This is a genomic window from Pseudomonas wadenswilerensis, from assembly GCF_024749185.1.
In the GTDB taxonomy this organism is placed as follows: domain Bacteria; phylum Pseudomonadota; class Gammaproteobacteria; order Pseudomonadales; family Pseudomonadaceae; genus Aquipseudomonas; species Aquipseudomonas wadenswilerensis.
Map to the genome: position 1 here is coordinate 4,683,792 of NZ_CP087191.1, position 13,948 is coordinate 4,697,739.

Annotated in this window: 13 protein-coding genes; 4 read left to right on the plus strand and 9 right to left on the minus strand. The window is 64.7% G+C overall.

The window, feature by feature from the left end:
* The 3 genes from LOY45_RS21430 to LOY45_RS21440 are packed head-to-tail and all read left to right on the plus strand — an operon-like array spanning position 1 to position 4,028.
* Positions 1 to 1,596, plus strand: coding sequence for an ABC transporter permease (locus tag LOY45_RS21430; RefSeq protein ID WP_258578330.1), 1,596 nt, complete (start codon positions 1 to 3; stop codon positions 1,594 to 1,596).
* Positions 1,593 to 2,417, plus strand: a complete 825-nt coding sequence (locus LOY45_RS21435; RefSeq protein ID WP_115085503.1) for an ABC transporter ATP-binding protein — start codon at positions 1,593 to 1,595, stop codon at positions 2,415 to 2,417. The genes LOY45_RS21430 and LOY45_RS21435 overlap by 4 nt, the downstream gene beginning before the upstream one ends.
* Positions 2,418 to 2,426: 9 nt before the next feature.
* The gene (locus tag LOY45_RS21440; protein WP_134061458.1) at positions 2,427 to 4,028 is read left to right on the plus strand and encodes an arylsulfatase; all 1,602 of its coding nucleotides are present in this window, start codon (positions 2,427 to 2,429) and stop codon (positions 4,026 to 4,028) included.
* Here the strand turns inward: LOY45_RS21440 and LOY45_RS21445 are convergent.
* On the minus strand, positions 4,000 to 4,689 hold the full coding sequence (locus LOY45_RS21445; RefSeq protein ID WP_233673902.1) for a Crp/Fnr family transcriptional regulator: 690 nt from the start codon (positions 4,687 to 4,689) through the stop codon (positions 4,000 to 4,002). The genes LOY45_RS21440 and LOY45_RS21445 overlap by 29 nt on opposite strands.
* 88 nt (positions 4,690 to 4,777) lie before the next feature.
* Between LOY45_RS21445 and LOY45_RS21450 the strand changes: the two genes are divergently transcribed.
* Positions 4,778 to 5,302, plus strand: a complete 525-nt coding sequence (locus tag LOY45_RS21450) for an Mpo1 family 2-hydroxy fatty acid dioxygenase (protein WP_115085500.1) — start codon at positions 4,778 to 4,780, stop codon at positions 5,300 to 5,302.
* Positions 5,303 to 5,404: 102 nt separating this feature from the next.
* Here LOY45_RS21450 and pcaC read toward each other — a convergent pair whose 3' ends face one another.
* From pcaC to pcaR, 8 genes are all read right to left on the minus strand, one after another.
* Positions 5,405 to 5,797 (minus strand): 4-carboxymuconolactone decarboxylase, encoded by a 393-nt coding sequence (pcaC, locus tag LOY45_RS21455; RefSeq protein ID WP_115085499.1) that lies wholly within the window; start codon positions 5,795 to 5,797, stop codon positions 5,405 to 5,407.
* Between the two features lie 2 nt (positions 5,798 to 5,799).
* Positions 5,800 to 6,597, minus strand: coding sequence for a 3-oxoadipate enol-lactonase (gene pcaD / locus LOY45_RS21460; RefSeq protein WP_134061456.1), 798 nt, complete (start codon positions 6,595 to 6,597; stop codon positions 5,800 to 5,802).
* An 11-nt stretch (positions 6,598 to 6,608) separates the two neighbouring features.
* Complete coding sequence (locus tag LOY45_RS21465; RefSeq protein ID WP_420832706.1) at positions 6,609 to 7,988, minus strand: 3-carboxy-cis,cis-muconate cycloisomerase; 1,380 nt, start codon at positions 7,986 to 7,988, stop codon at positions 6,609 to 6,611.
* Between the two features lie 119 nt (positions 7,989 to 8,107).
* Positions 8,108 to 9,313: a 3-oxoadipyl-CoA thiolase gene (gene pcaF / locus LOY45_RS21470; RefSeq protein WP_177414832.1), complete on the minus strand. Its 1,206-nt coding sequence runs from the start codon at positions 9,311 to 9,313 to the stop codon at positions 8,108 to 8,110.
* On the minus strand, positions 9,310 to 10,089 hold the full coding sequence (locus LOY45_RS21475) for a CoA-transferase subunit beta (protein ID WP_134061454.1): 780 nt from the start codon (positions 10,087 to 10,089) through the stop codon (positions 9,310 to 9,312). The genes pcaF and LOY45_RS21475 overlap by 4 nt, the downstream gene beginning before the upstream one ends.
* The gene (locus tag LOY45_RS21480; protein WP_115085494.1) at positions 10,086 to 10,943 is read right to left on the minus strand and encodes a CoA transferase subunit A; all 858 of its coding nucleotides are present in this window, start codon (positions 10,941 to 10,943) and stop codon (positions 10,086 to 10,088) included. Before LOY45_RS21480 ends, LOY45_RS21475 begins: the two co-directional genes overlap by 4 nt.
* 254 nt (positions 10,944 to 11,197) lie before the next feature.
* On the minus strand, positions 11,198 to 12,544 hold the full coding sequence (gene pcaK, locus LOY45_RS21485; RefSeq protein WP_134061453.1) for a 4-hydroxybenzoate transporter PcaK: 1,347 nt from the start codon (positions 12,542 to 12,544) through the stop codon (positions 11,198 to 11,200).
* Between the two features lie 277 nt (positions 12,545 to 12,821).
* Complete coding sequence (gene pcaR, locus LOY45_RS21490) at positions 12,822 to 13,697, minus strand: pca regulon transcriptional regulator PcaR (protein WP_174242307.1); 876 nt, start codon at positions 13,695 to 13,697, stop codon at positions 12,822 to 12,824.
* Positions 13,698 to 13,948 lie beyond the last annotated feature (251 nt).

The following is a 13,948-nucleotide window of genomic DNA, read 5'->3' on the forward strand; positions in this document are numbered from 1 at the left end:
ATGGCCCGAGCTTCACTTTCCAGCCTGCCACTGGCCAGCCCGCCAGGCCGGACGCGACGGTTCGACGGCCTGTACCTGAGCCGCCTGCAAGCCTGGTATCTGCCCCTGTTACTGGCAGCACTGTGGTGGCTGGCCAGTCGCAACCAGTGGATGAGCGAACAGATATTGCCGGCACCGAGCCTGGTCTGGCAGAGCGGCCTGGAGCTGGCCCAGGGCGAGCTGTGGACGCACCTGGCGATCAGCCTGCAACGCCTGGCCCTGGGCCTGCTGGTGGGCGTCGCCAGCGGCGCCTTGCTCGGTGCCTGGCTGGGTTTCAGCCGTCGCGCCGAACGCCTGGTACTGCCAACCTTCAATGCCCTGGCGCAGATCCCGACCCTGGCCTGGGTGCCGCTGTTCATGGTGCTGTTCGGTATCGGCGAGGTGCTCAAGCTGGTGGTGCTGGTCAAGGCGATCATCGTGCCAGTGACCCTGCATACCCTGGTGGGGGTGCGCGATACCCAGCCACGGCTGCGCGAGGCGGCCACGGTGTTGCGCCTGCCGCCGCGCCTGCTGGTCAGCCAACTGATTTTTCCGGCGGCCCTGCCGGCCTTTCTCGCCGGCGTGCGCCTGGCCCTGGCCACCGGCTGGACATCGTTGCTGGCGGTGGAACTGCTGGCCTCCAGTGAAGGTATCGGTTACCTGATGGTCTGGGCCCGGCAGCTGTTCATGCTCGATATCGTGTTTGTCTGCATCCTGGTCATCGGCCTGCTGGGTTTTGTCATGGATCGCATCCTCGGCTGGCTCGACCGGCACCTGGTGCATTGGCCGCATCCGCCCAGCGCCGAGCTGCGGGTGTCGCGTTTGCAAGGCGCCCAGCGCTTGCAGGCCTTGCTGCTGCCGATCGCGCTGCTGGTGCTGTGGCAGCTGGCCAATCAACTGGACTGGGTCGACACGCAGATTCTGGTTGCCCCGTTGCAAGTCCTGCAGACCACCTGGAATGGCCTGCTCGACGGCTCGCTCAGCGGCGCCCTGGCGATCAGTGTCGGTCGGGCCCTGGGCGGTTTGCTGCTCGGCGGCAGCCTGGGCTTCGCCCTGGGCCTGTGGCTTGGGCTGTCGACGCCCGCCGAACGGCTGCTCGGGCCAAGCCTGGCCGGTTTGCGCCAGATCGCGATCTTCGCCTGGGTGCCGCTGCTGACCGCCTGGTTCGGCCTCGGTGAATTGGCCAAATGGGTATTCGTCGGCCTGGCGGCGTTCTTCCCGTTGTTCATCGCCACCCAGCGGGCGGTGGCCAACCGCTCGCCACAGCTGGAGGAAGTCGCCCGCGTGCTGCACCTCAACCTGCCCCAGCGCCTGCACCGACTGGTGCTGCCAGGCGCTGCGCCGGGGATTTTCGCCGGCCTGCGCATCGGCCTGATCTACGCCTGGCTGGGTACCATCGGCGCCGAATACTTCATGCCCTCGGGCGGCGGTATCGGCAGCCTGATGATCGGCGCCCAGCAGTTGCTGCGCATGGACATCATCATGGCCGGGATGCTCCTGGTCGGCCTCACTGGCGCGCTCCTCGGCGCCTTTGGACAACACCTCGAATTGCGCGCCACGCGCTGGAGACGAGCATGAACGCCATCGCCCCTGCCCTGGTCAGTTTCAATCAGGTCGGCAAACACTTCGCCGTGGCCGGCGGTGAGCTGGAAGCCATCCGCGACTTCAACCTGCAAATCGCCGACGGTGAGTTCGTCGCCATCGTCGGCGCCAGTGGCTGCGGTAAATCTACCCTGCTGCGCCTGCTGATCGGCCTGGACAACGACTACCAGGGGCAGATCCTGATCGACGGCCAACCGCTCAATGGCATCGGCAGCGAACGCGGCATCGTTTTTCAGGAGCACCGCCTGTTCCCCTGGTTGAGCGTGGCGCAGAACATCGCCCTGGGCCTGGTCAACGAGCCGTTGAACAGCGAGCAGCGCCAGCAGCGCATCGACCAGTACATCGCCCTGGTGGGCCTGCAGGACTTCAGCCAGGCCTACCCGCACCAGCTCTCCGGTGGCATGGCCCAGCGTGTGGCAATTGCCCGTGGCCTGGTGGCCAGCCCGCGTATCTTGCTCCTCGATGAACCCTTCGGCGCCCTCGACGCGCTGACCCGCCAGCAGATGCAGGACGAGCTGCTGGCGATTCGCGAGCGGGCACGCATTACCACCCTGCTGGTGACCCACGATGTCGAAGAAGCGCTGTTTCTCGCCGACCGCGTGGTGGTACTGGAGCCGCGCCCCGGGCGGATCAAGCGCATCGTCGACATCGACCTGGCGCACCCGCGCCAACGCGCCAGTTACGCCTTCCACCGTCTGCGCGAAGACCTGCTGCACGAACTGACCGCCGACGAACGCTATCTGCCGCCGGCGCTGGAACAGATCCGCGACCTGCCTTTGACCTACCTTGCCTACTGAGAACCGACCATGAGCCAACGCCCCAACTTTCTGGTCATCGTTGCCGACGACCTGGGTTTCTCCGACCTCGGCGCCTTCGGCGGTGAAATCGCCACGCCGAACCTCGACACGCTGGCCACTGCCGGCCTGCGCCTGACCGATTTCCATACCGCGCCGACCTGCTCGCCAACCCGCTCGATGCTGCTCACCGGCACCGACCACCATATCGCCGGCATCGGTACCATGGCCGAAGCGCTGACCCCGGAACTGATCGGCAAGCCAGGCTACGAAGGCTATCTCAATGACCGCGTGGTGGCCCTGCCGGAGCTGCTTCGCGATGCCGGTTACCAGACCCTGATGAGCGGCAAATGGCACCTGGGCCTGACCGCCGAACTGGCGCCCCAGGCCCGCGGCTTCGAGCGCTCCTTCGCCCTGCTGCCCGGCGCTGCCAACCACTATGGCTTTGAGCCAACCTATGACGAACACACCCCCGGCCTGCTCAAGTCGACGCCGGCGCTGTACATCGAAGACCAGACCTTTATCGAAGAACTGCCCAAGGATTTCTATTCCTCCGACGCCTTCGGCGACAAGCTGCTGCAGTACCTGAAGGAGCGCGACCAGAGCCGGCCATTCTTCGCCTACCTGCCCTTCTCGGCGCCGCACTGGCCGTTGCAGGCGCCTGCCGAGGTGGTGGCGCGCTACCAGGGCCGCTACGACGCCGGCCCCGAAGTGCTGCGCCAGGAGCGCCTGGAAAAACTGCGCCAGTTGGGCCTGATCGCCGCCGATACCCAGGCCCACCCGGTGGACAACCACTGGCACAGCCTCAGCGCTGAGCAACGCCAGCGTTCGGCGCGGGCGATGGAGGTGTACGCGGCGATGGTCGAGCGCATGGACTGGAATATCGGCCGGGTGCTGGACTACCTGCGCAACCAGGGCCTGCTCGACAACACCTTGGTGCTGTTCATGTCCGACAACGGTGCCGAAGGGGCGCTGCTCGAAGCCTTCCCCAAATTCGGCCCGCAACTGGCCAGCTATCTCGACCAGCACTACGACAACAGCCTGGAGAACATCGGCCGGGCCAACTCCTATGTCTGGTACGGCCCACATTGGGCCCAGGCGGCCACTGCACCGTCGCGGCTGTACAAGGCCTTCACCAGCGAAGGCGGAATTCGCGTGCCGGCGCTGGTGCATTACCCGGCATTGGCGCGCCAGGGCCAGATCAGCCATCAGTTCAGCACGGTGATGGACATCACCCCGACCCTGCTTGATCTTGCCGGCGTGCGTCACCCCGGCAAGCGTTGGCGCGGTCGCGACGTGGCGCCGCTGCGCGGTAAGTCCTGGCTGGGTTTCCTGTCGGGTGAGACCGAGCAGGTACACGACGAAAACACCGTCACCGGCTGGGAGCTGTTCGGCCGCAGGGCGATTCGCCAGGGCCACTGGAAAGCCGTGTACATCCCCGGCCCGGTCGGCCCGGCCACCTGGCAGCTCTACGACCTGGCCAGCGACCCGGGCGAAATCAATGACCTGGCCACGGCACAACCAGCGAAACTGGAGGCGCTGCTCGGCGAATGGCAGAAGTATGTCGAGGAGACCGGGGTGATCCTCAGTCAATCACCGTTCCAGCCGGATTAGCCAGCGCCTGCAGGCGTGCGGGGTCGATGATTTCGATCTCGCCATAGCCCAGGCGCAAGGCGCCCTCCTGTTGCAGCGACTTGAGGATCTGGTTGGTGGTCTGGCGCGACAGCGAGAGCATCAGCGCCAACTGCTCCTGGGACAGTTGCAGCACGCGCCGGCTGCCCCGCAACTCGCCATAACCGGCGGCGATCTGCAACAGCCTGTGGGCTACCCGCGGCGCCGCCGCCAGCAGGCTCTGCTGCTCCAGGGCAACAAACACCACGCGCAGTTTATGGCTCATCAGCAACGCCACGTCGCGCCAGTGCTGTGGCTGCTGTTCGAGCCACTTCAACAGCGGCGCCTGGGGTATCCATAACAGCCGGGTCGGCCCTTCAGCCTGGGCGTCGTGGGTACGCGGCTGGCCGTCGAACAGACTGATCTCGCCGAACCAGTGCGGCGCTTCGATCAGGGTCAACAGCGCTTCCTTGCCATCGGTAGCCACCGCGCCCACGCGCATCGCCCCGTCGAGCACCGCATACAGCCCGCACGGCGCATCACCGCGCTGGAACAGGTATTGCCCGGCTGCCAGCTCACGCTGCCGGGCCAGCGCCAACAGGCTATCCTGAAAGCAGGGAGGCAACGCCTGGAACCAATGACCTTGCAGCAGGGTTTCGCGCATAGCGCCTCGAAGGTGAGCTCTGTCGGCTAGCCGACAGACAGGCGGAAATCTGTAGGACATGCTCACGCCACCTACAGGAGGAACAACAATGAAAAACCTGGTCGAACACCTGAGTCAATACGCCGCCTACCACCGCGACCCGCGCAACATCGTCACCCACTTTATCGGTATTCCGCTGATTGTGCTGGCGGTGACGGTTTTGTTGTCACGACCGGGGGTTGCGGTGGGCGGCGTCTGGGTGTCGCCGGCGCTGCTGGTGGCGCTGGTTACCGGCTGGTTCTACTTGCGCCTGGATCAACGCCTGGGCCTGCTGATGGCGGTATTGCTTGGTTTGTGCCTGTGGGCCGGGCAGGCGTTGGCCGTGCAAAGCACCCTGGTGTGGCTGAGTGCCGGGCTTGCGCTGTTCGTGATTGGCTGGGTGATCCAGTTTGTCGGCCACCACTATGAAGGGCGCAAGCCGGCGTTTGTCGATGATCTGATGGGGTTGATCATCGGGCCGTTGTTTGTGGTGGTGGAGCTGGGGTTCTTGCTGGGCATGCGCCTGGAGCTGAAAAAAGCCATTGAAGACACTGTCGGGCCGGTGGCGATTCGGCAGAAGAAGGCGGCGGTCTGATTAGGGCTGCTTTGCAGCCCATCGCTGGCAAGCCAGCTCCCACAGGTTGGGTGGTTGCAATACCTGTGGGAGCCGGCCTTGCCGGCGATAAGGCCCTGAAGGTCAGCCCCGCGACTCAACCCCCAACTCATCCCACACCGACTCGGCCAGGTGGAAGGTGGCATTGGCCGCCGGGATCCCGCAGTAGATCGCGCTCTGCATCAGCACTTCCTTGATCTCTTCACGGGTCACGCCATTGTTGGCCGCCGCGCGCAGGTGCAGTTTCAGCTCCTCGTTGCGGTTCATGCCGATCAGCATGGCGATGGTGATCAGGCTGCGGGTATGCCGGGGCAGGCCCGGGCGGGTCCAGATGTCACCCCAGGCGTGGCGGGTGATCATTTCCTGGAACTCGCCGTTGAACTCGGTCAGGTTGTCCAGGCTGCGCTCGACATGGGCATCGCCCAGCACCGCGCGGCGCACCTGCATGCCGGCTTCATAACGTTGTTTCTCGTCCATGGTCATTCCTCACGGGCCAGCAGAAAATCGATCACCCGGCGGCTGAACGGCGCACCGACTTCAACGTTGGACAGGTGCGCAGCGTGGAACTCGGCATACTCGGCGCCCGCCACGTTCTCCTGGATGAAGCGCCCGCCCGACGGCGGCGTGACCGCGTCATGGGTGCCGGAGATCACCAGTAGCGGCACCTTGATCTCGCCCAACTGCTCACGGAAATCGGCATCGCGTACTGCCCCGCAGTTAGCCGCATAACCTTCAGGCGAGGTGGCGGCGAGCATGTCGGTAATACGCTTGGCCTGCTCGGGGTTGCCCGCGGCATAGGCCGGGGTAAACCAACGCTCGATCGACGCATCACGCAGGCCGACCATTGCCGCCTGTTGATCTCGCAGGACCATCTCGATACGCGGGTTCCAGGTGTCCGGCGCGCCGATCTTGGCCGCGGTGTTGCACACGACCAGGCGCTTGAGCCGGTGACCGGCATTGATCCCCAGCCACTGGCCGATCAGCCCGCCCATGGACAGGCCGCAGAAATGCGCCTGTTCGATGTGCAAGGCATCGAGCAGGGCCAGCACATCCTGCCCCAGTTGCTCGATGCTGTACGGCCCTGCGGTGACCAGCGAGCCGCCATGGCCGCGGGTATCGTAGCGCAGCACGCGAAAATGCGCGGTCAAGGCCGGTACCTGGGTGTCCCACATGTGCAGGTCGGTGCCCAGGGAGTTGGACAGCACCAGCACCGGCAGGTGTTCCGGGCCTTCGAGTTGATAATTGAGTACGCCATCGGCGAGTTGTACCTGTGCCACTGCAGCCTCCTTCAGGCATTGACGCGGTGATGTTCAGCCAGCGCCCGCTCGACCCAGGCACGGGCCTGGCCGAGGTAGTGGGCTGGGTCGAGCAGACGATCAAGTTCGTCTGGCGAAAGTTCGGCGCTGACCTGCGGGTCGTCACCAAGCACGGCGCGCAGGTGGCGCTGCTCGGCCACTGCACGCTTGCAGCAGGTTTCCAGCAAATGGTGGGCGTGGTCACGACCCAGGCGTTGGGCCAGAACGATACTGACCGCTTCGGCCAGGACCAGGCCCTGGGTCAGGTCGAGGTTACGACGCATGCGCTCGGCGTCCACTTCCAGGCCGTCGGCGATGATCTGTGCCTGGCGCAGTGCACCGGACACCAGGCAGCAGATTTCCGGCAGGGTTTCCCATTCGGCATGCCACAGGCCGAGGCTGCGCTCGTGCTCCTGGGGCATGGCGGCAAACAGCGTGGCCAGCAGACCCGGCACCCGGGTGGCAGCGCCGATCAACACCGCGGCGCCGACCGGATTGCGCTTGTGCGGCATGGTCGAGGACCCGCCTTTGCCGGGCGCCGAGGGTTCGAATACCTCGGCCGCTTCGGTCTGCATCAGCAGGCTGACGTCACGGCCGAGCTTACCGAGGCTGCCGGCGATCATGCCAAGCACCGAAGCAAACTCCACCAGGCGGTCGCGCTGGGTGTGCCAGGGTTGTTCAGGCAGTGTGAGTTTCAGCTCTGCGGCCAAGGCCTCAGCCACCGGCAAGGCCTTGTCGCCCAGCGCCGCCAAGGTGCCGGAAGCGCCGCCAAACTGCAGGGTCAGCAGGCGCGGCTTGAGTTCCTGCAGGCGCTCGCGGTGGCGGTTCAAGGCGCCGAGCCAGCCGGCGATCTTCATGCCCAAGGTGACTGGCGTGGCATGTTGCAGCCAGGTGCGACCGGCCAAGGGGGTCTCTGCGTAGGTCTGGGCCTGGCGGGCCAGGGCATCCGTCAGCCGCGCCAGATCCGTTTCGATCAATGCCAGCGCCGCCCGCAGTTGCAACACCAGGCCGGTGTCCATGGCATCCTGGCTGGTGGCGCCCAGGTGCACATAACGCTCGGCCTCCGGGACGCCACTGGCAATCACCTTGCCCAGCGCCTTGACCAGCGGGATCGCCGAGTTACCGGCCACCGCAATGGCTTCGGCCAGCGCGGCAAAGTCATAGCGCTCGGCATGGCAGGCGCTTTCGATCGCTGCCACCGCCACCTGGGGGATAACCCCGGTGGCCGCTTCGGCACGGGCCAGGGCTGCTTCGAAATCAAGCATGCCCTGCACCCGGCCACGGTCGCTGAAGATCTCGCGCATCCCCTGCGCGGTGAAATAGGCATCGAACAGCTGATTGCCCGGTCGTTGCTTCAAATAGGCTGAAGTCATGGCTACTTTCTCTTGGAACTACAGAGAGTCTAGATACACCCAGTAACATCCACGATCCACAGAACAATCACCCCAGGCCGCCAACCTTGCGTGGAGGCCGGCGGCTCGGGATCATTGCTTTACACCCGCTCGATGGCCAGGGCCAGGCCCTGGCCGACGCCGACACACATGGTCGCCAGGCCTTTGCGCCCGCCGGATTTCTCCAGTTGGTGCAAGGCGGTGAGGATCAAACGCGCGCCGCTCATGCCCAGCGGATGACCGAGGGCAATGGCGCCACCGTTGGGGTTTACCTGCGGTGCATCGTCGGCCAGGCCGAGTTCGCGCAGCACGGCCAGGCCCTGGCTGGCAAAGGCTTCGTTGAGTTCGATGACATCGAAATCGGCCACCGCCACGCCCAGGCGCTCGGTCAGCTTGCGCACGGCCGGTACCGGGCCGATGCCCATGACCCGTGGCGCAACGCCGGCACTGGCCATGCCCAGCACCCGCGCCCGCGGGGTCAGGCCATGTTTCTTCACGGCTTCGGCCGAAGCCAGGATCAACGCCGCGGCGCCGTCATTGACGCCCGAGGCATTGCCGGCGGTGACGGTCTTGTCCGGGCCGTTGACCGGCTTGAGCCGGGCCAGGGCTTCAAGGGTGGTGTCGGCGCGCGGGTGCTCGTCGTGCTCGACCACGGTTTCGCCCTTTTTATGGGCGATGCGTACCGGCACGATCTCTTCGGCGAAGAAGCCCGCAGCCTGGGCGGCGGCCGTGCGCTGCTGGCTGCGCAGGGCGAAGGCGTCCTGATCGGCACGTGATACCTGGTAGTCATCGGCGACGTTGTCGGCGGTCTGCGGCATCGCATCGACCCCGTACTGAGCCTTCATCAGCGGGTTGATGAAGCGCCAGCCGATGGTGGTGTCTTCCAGCTTCATGTTGCGCGAATAGGCGTTGTCAGCCTTGCCCATGACGAACGGCGCACGGGACATCGACTCGACGCCACCGGCAATCGCCAGCTCCATTTCACCGCTGGCGATGGCGCGAAAGGCCGTGCCCACCGCATCCATACCCGAGGCGCAAAGGCGGTTGAGGGTCACTCCCGGTACGCTTTGCGGCAAGCCCGCCAACAACAGCGCCATGCGCGCGACGTTGCGGTTGTCTTCACCGGCCTGGTTGGCGCAGCCGAGGAACACTTCGTCGAGTTGCTCCCACTGTACCTGCGGGTTGCGCTCGATCAGCGCCTTGAGCGGCACCGCCGCCAGGTCGTCGGCGCGCACGCCGGCCAGGGCGCCACCGAAGCGGCCAATGGGGGTGCGAATGGCATCGCAGATAAAGACGTCACGCATCAGGCTTCTCCTGGCGCTTGGCCGTGGGCGGCGGCGGTGCGCGCTTCGAGGTCACGCAAGGCATTGAGCTCGACTTCGCTCGGCGCGACGGTGGTTTGCACGTCGTCGGCAAAACGGATGGCCCAGCCGGTGGCGTCGGTGATCTGCTCGCGGGTCACGCCCGGGTGGATCGAGGTCACGACAAACTCATGGGTGCCGGCTTCCGGCTCCATGATGCACAGGTCGGTGATGATCCCCACCGGACCTTCGCCTGGCAGGCCCAGGCGTTTGCGCGAATCGCCGCCTTCGCCGTGGCCGACCGAAGTGATGAAGTCGAGCTTGTCGACAAAGGCGCGGTTCGACTGCTTGAGGATGATCAGTACCTGCTTGGCGGAACCGGCGATCTCCGGCGCGCCACCGGCACCCGGCAGGCGCACTTTCGGCTGGTGATAATCACCAACCACAGTGGTGTTGATGTTGCCGAAGCGGTCGACCTGGGCGGCGCCAAGGAAACCCACGTCGATGCGCCCGCCCTGCAGCCAGTAGCGGAAGATCTCGCCGGTCGGCACCACGGTGTCGGCCGTTTCAGCCAGCTCGCCGTCACCAATCGACAACGGCAGCACGCTCGGCTTGGCACCGATCGGGCCGGACTCGTAGATCAGCACCACATCCGGCGACGAGGTCAGGCGCGCCAGGTTGGCGGCCTTGGACGGCAGACCGATGCCGACGAAACAGACTGCGCCATTGCGCAAGCGACGGGCTGCGGCAACGGTCATCATTTCATTGGTGGAGTAGCTCATTGTGCAACCTCCGCGCTGGCCAGTTTTGCCTTGAATTCAGTGAAGTCGGCGGTGCCGCGAATGTACTGGTCGATCCACGCCGTGAAGCTTTCGCGGCTGCGGGCAATCGGGTCCCAGGCCTGGTAGAAGCGGTTGTCGCGCTCGTAGTAACCATGGGCGTAGGACGGATGCGCACCACCGGGTACCAGGCACACTGCAGACAGCGCCCAGGTCGGCAGCACGCAGGCATTCATCGGTGCCTTGAGGTCGTCGACGATCTCCTCGACCGTAACGATGCAGCGCTTGGCCGCCAGGGCCGCTTCCTTTTGCACGCCAAGGATGCCCCAGAGCAGCACGTTGCCTTTGCGGTCGGCCTTTTGCGCGTGGATCACGGTAACGTCCGGGCGTACCGATGGCACGGCGGCGAGGACTTCGCCGGTGAATGGGCAGGTAACGCTCTTGATCAGCGGGTTGACCTTGGGCAGGTCGGAACCGGCGTAAGCCCGCAGTACTGCGAACGGAAGGCCCGAGGCACCGGCGACGTAGGCGTTGGCCAGGTCGGCGTGGCTGTGTTCCTCGATTTCGATCGCGTGCGGCCACTGTTTTTCAACGGCGTCGCGCAGACGATGCAGGGAACCGACACCCGGGTTGCCGCCCCAGGAGAAGATCAGCTTGCGGGCGCAACCGGCGCCGATCAGCTGATCGTAGATCAGGTCAGGGGTCATGCGTACCAGGGTCAGATCTTTCTTGCCCTGACGAATGATTTCATGCCCGGCGGCAGTCGGAATCAAGTGGGTGAAGCCTTCGAGGGCGACGCTGTCGCCGTCGTTGACGAACTGCTTCACGGCGTCGTGGAGCGAGAGGATTTCAGCCATTGCAGACTCCTGGATATGCTGAGTCGGGGTCGGTTTCAAGGCGCCTTGGGCGGCGCCGGGTGTGGGTTCAGATTAAGGGGGGCTTGGGAGCGGTTCAATCCGATAATCGACTAATTGTTCGATTATCGAACCGATTGTTGTCTTGCTAAGAACCCTTGTGGGAGCTGGCCTTGCCAGCGATGCGGGCACCGCGCAAAGCCAGGCATAGCGTCGATACCATCGCCGGCAAGGCCAGCTCCCACAGGCTGCCGATATCAGGTCGCATCCGCGTGACTGACCATGCCCTTGATGATCACCGCGGTAGTGGCGAGGGCCGCCGGGATCACCAGCGCGGTCAGCACCTGCTCGAAATTCCAGCCCAGGCCCAGCAGGGTCGCGCCCATCCAGGCCCCGAGGATCGCGCCGAAGCGGCCGATGCCGAGCATCCACGACACACCGGTGGCGCGGCCCTGGGTCGGGTAGAAACGCGCCGCCAGTGACGGCATCGCCGATTGCGCACCGTTGACGCACATACCGGCAACCAGCACCAGGGTTGCCAGCAAGGTGATGTTGCCCAGGCTCTGCCCTACTGCGTAGGCAAATACCCCTGCCAGCAGGTAAAAGACACCAATGACCTTGTGCGGGTTGTAACGGTCCATGGCCCAACCCACTGCCACGGCGCTGAGCACCCCCCCAAACTGGAACAACGCGCCGATAAAGGCGGCCTGTTCCATGCTCGCGCCACTGTCACGCATCAGCGTTGGCAGCCAGCTGGTCAGCAGGTAGACAATCACCAGGCCCATGAAATACGTCAGCCACAGCAGTAGGGTGCCGACGCTGTAGGTACCGGAGAAGATCACCGCAAACACGTTGCGGGCTTTGACCGTCTTTTGCTCCGGCACGCTGAAGCTCGACGCCTGGCCGACAATGGCCGGCTCGATCGGGGCAAGGGTCTTGCGCACCTTGTCGGTGCCACGGTTGCGTACCACCAGGTAGCGCGCCGACTCCGGCAGCCAGAACACCAGCACCACTGCCAGCACCAACGGCAGCAGACCGCCGATCAGCAACAGGCTGTGCCAGCCGAACGCCGGGATCAGCTTGGCGGAAATGAAGCCGCCACCGGCCATGCCCAGGTTGAAGCCGCAGAACATGCTGGTCACCAACAGCGACTTGTGCCGCTCCGGGGTGTATTCGGACAGCAGCGTGGTGGCATTGGGCATGCCCGCGCCCAGGCCCAGCCCGGTCAGAAAGCGCAGCACCAGCAACTGGTCGACGTTGGTGCTGTAGGCGGACGCCAGGCTGAAGGCGCCGAACAGCACAACCGCCCCCACCAGTACCACCTTGCGCCCGAAACGGTCGGCCAGCGGCCCGGAACCCAGCGCACCGAAGACCATGCCGATCAAGGCGGCACTCATCACCGGCCCCAGGCTGGCCCGGTCAATGCCCCATTCCTGGGACAGGGCCGGGGCGATAAAGCCCATGGCGGCGGTATCGAGGCCGTCGAGGAAGACAATCAGGAAGCACAGGATTACCACCCGCCATTGGTAGCGCGACAGCGGTTGGCTATTGATAAAGGACTGCACATCAAGGCAGTTTCCGACAGCAGCTTGAGGACTATTCATTATTTTTATCCAGAAGAAGCGCGCGAGTGTGCGGGTGCGCGCATGAACGGCACAGGCGAACAGGAACAGGTTCGGAAAGCTGGATCAGCTGCCGCGCAGTCCAGCGTAGGACAGGTGCAAGCCGTGCGGGGACAGGAAGTCGGTCATGGGGCGTTTGCCTCTCGCTCATTATTATGGGCGGTCAAGGCAGGTTGACCGCTGCGAGGGACATTAATAAGCAGGCGGGCGCGGCGCAATTCGATAAACGCATCTCTGTGCGTTTATCGAACAGGAACGTTCAGGCGAACAGTTGCGCGCTGAGGTCGCGGCTGGCGGCGAGCATGATCGGCAGGAAGCGCTGCTCAAGCTCGGTGCGGCTGACCCGGCCGGCATGGGTGCTGACGTTGAGCGCCGCCAGGACCTGGCCAGAGGCGTCATAGACCGGCACGGCGATCGAGCGCAAACCTTGTTCGAGCTCCTGATCGACCACGCACCAGCCCTGCTGGCGAACCAGCTGCAGGCACTCGAGCAAAGCCACCGGGTCGTGAATGGTGCGACTGGTCTTGGCCTGCAGGTCGGCATGCTCGAGGTATTCGTGCAAGGTCGCGTCGTCCAGCGCCGCCAACAGGATACGGCCCATGGAGGTGCAATAGGCCGGCAGGCGCCCGCCGACCGAGAGGTCGACCGAAATCAGACGCTGCACGGTGGCCGAACGGGCGATGTAAAGAATGTCATCGCCTTCCAGGGTAGCCATATTGCAGGCCTCGTGCAGTTGATCGCTCATCCGGTCCAGATAAGGCTGCGCCGACACCGCCAGGGGGGTCGACGACAGATAGGCGTGGCCCAGGGTCAACACCTTGGGCAGTAACGAGTAAGTGCGCCCGTCGGTGGTGGCATAGCCCAGCTTGATCAGGGTATGCAGGCAACGCCGCACCGCCGCCCGGGGAATCTCTGTGCGGTGGCTGATCTGGGCGATGGTCAGGTGACGCTTGCGCTCCTGGAATGCCTGCACCACCGCAAGGCCGCGGGCCAGCGAGGTCATGAAATCGGGGTCACCGGTAAAGGCCTGGATGCGTTTGGCCGGCGAGGCGACGATGGGCGGCGCCAGGGACGCAAACGAGCTACGCACGTTATCGTTCAACCCTGGCCCTTTGGGCGTTGTTTCTTCTGTCATGGCTAACCTCGGAAAAACGGTCACTGGTGCGATTATCGAACCATCGACCGATAATCGCAATTGACCGCTACCCACAATTGCTTATACCTTTCTACCGCCACAACGTGGCTTCTTGGAGAGACTGGTCAGGTACCCACCGTAGAAGTCCCAGGCACGGCCTTGCCCACGAAGCGAGGCCGTTTTTCCTTCCTCCGTACAACGCGGGGCTGCAAGCCGAAAACTTTTCTATTGCCTCCGGTGCCAATGCCAAT

What these genes read in the sequence shown, in the direction of transcription:
- LOY45_RS21430 (WP_258578330.1), top strand. Translation starts at nt 1, where the DNA reads ATGGCCCGAGCTTCACTTTCCAGCCTGCCACTGGCCAGCCCGCCAGGC.
- LOY45_RS21435 (WP_115085503.1), top strand. Translation starts at nt 1,593, where the DNA reads ATGAACGCCATCGCCCCTGCCCTGGTCAGTTTCAATCAGGTCGGCAAA.
- LOY45_RS21440 (WP_134061458.1), top strand. Translation starts at nt 2,427, where the DNA reads ATGAGCCAACGCCCCAACTTTCTGGTCATCGTTGCCGACGACCTGGGT.
- LOY45_RS21445 (WP_233673902.1), bottom strand. Translation starts at nt 4,689, where the DNA reads ATGCGCGAAACCCTGCTGCAAGGTCATTGGTTCCAGGCGTTGCCTCCC.
- LOY45_RS21450 (WP_115085500.1), top strand. Translation starts at nt 4,778, where the DNA reads ATGAAAAACCTGGTCGAACACCTGAGTCAATACGCCGCCTACCACCGC.
- pcaC (WP_115085499.1), bottom strand. Translation starts at nt 5,797, where the DNA reads ATGGACGAGAAACAACGTTATGAAGCCGGCATGCAGGTGCGCCGCGCG.
- LOY45_RS21465 (WP_420832706.1), bottom strand. Translation starts at nt 7,988, where the DNA reads ATGACTTCAGCCTATTTGAAGCAACGACCGGGCAATCAGCTGTTCGAT.
- LOY45_RS21475 (WP_134061454.1), bottom strand. Translation starts at nt 10,089, where the DNA reads ATGAGCTACTCCACCAATGAAATGATGACCGTTGCCGCAGCCCGTCGC.
- LOY45_RS21480 (WP_115085494.1), bottom strand. Translation starts at nt 10,943, where the DNA reads ATGGCTGAAATCCTCTCGCTCCACGACGCCGTGAAGCAGTTCGTCAAC.
- pcaK (WP_134061453.1), bottom strand. Translation starts at nt 12,544, where the DNA reads ATGAATAGTCCTCAAGCTGCTGTCGGAAACTGCCTTGATGTGCAGTCC.
- pcaR (WP_174242307.1), bottom strand. Translation starts at nt 13,697, where the DNA reads ATGACAGAAGAAACAACGCCCAAAGGGCCAGGGTTGAACGATAACGTG.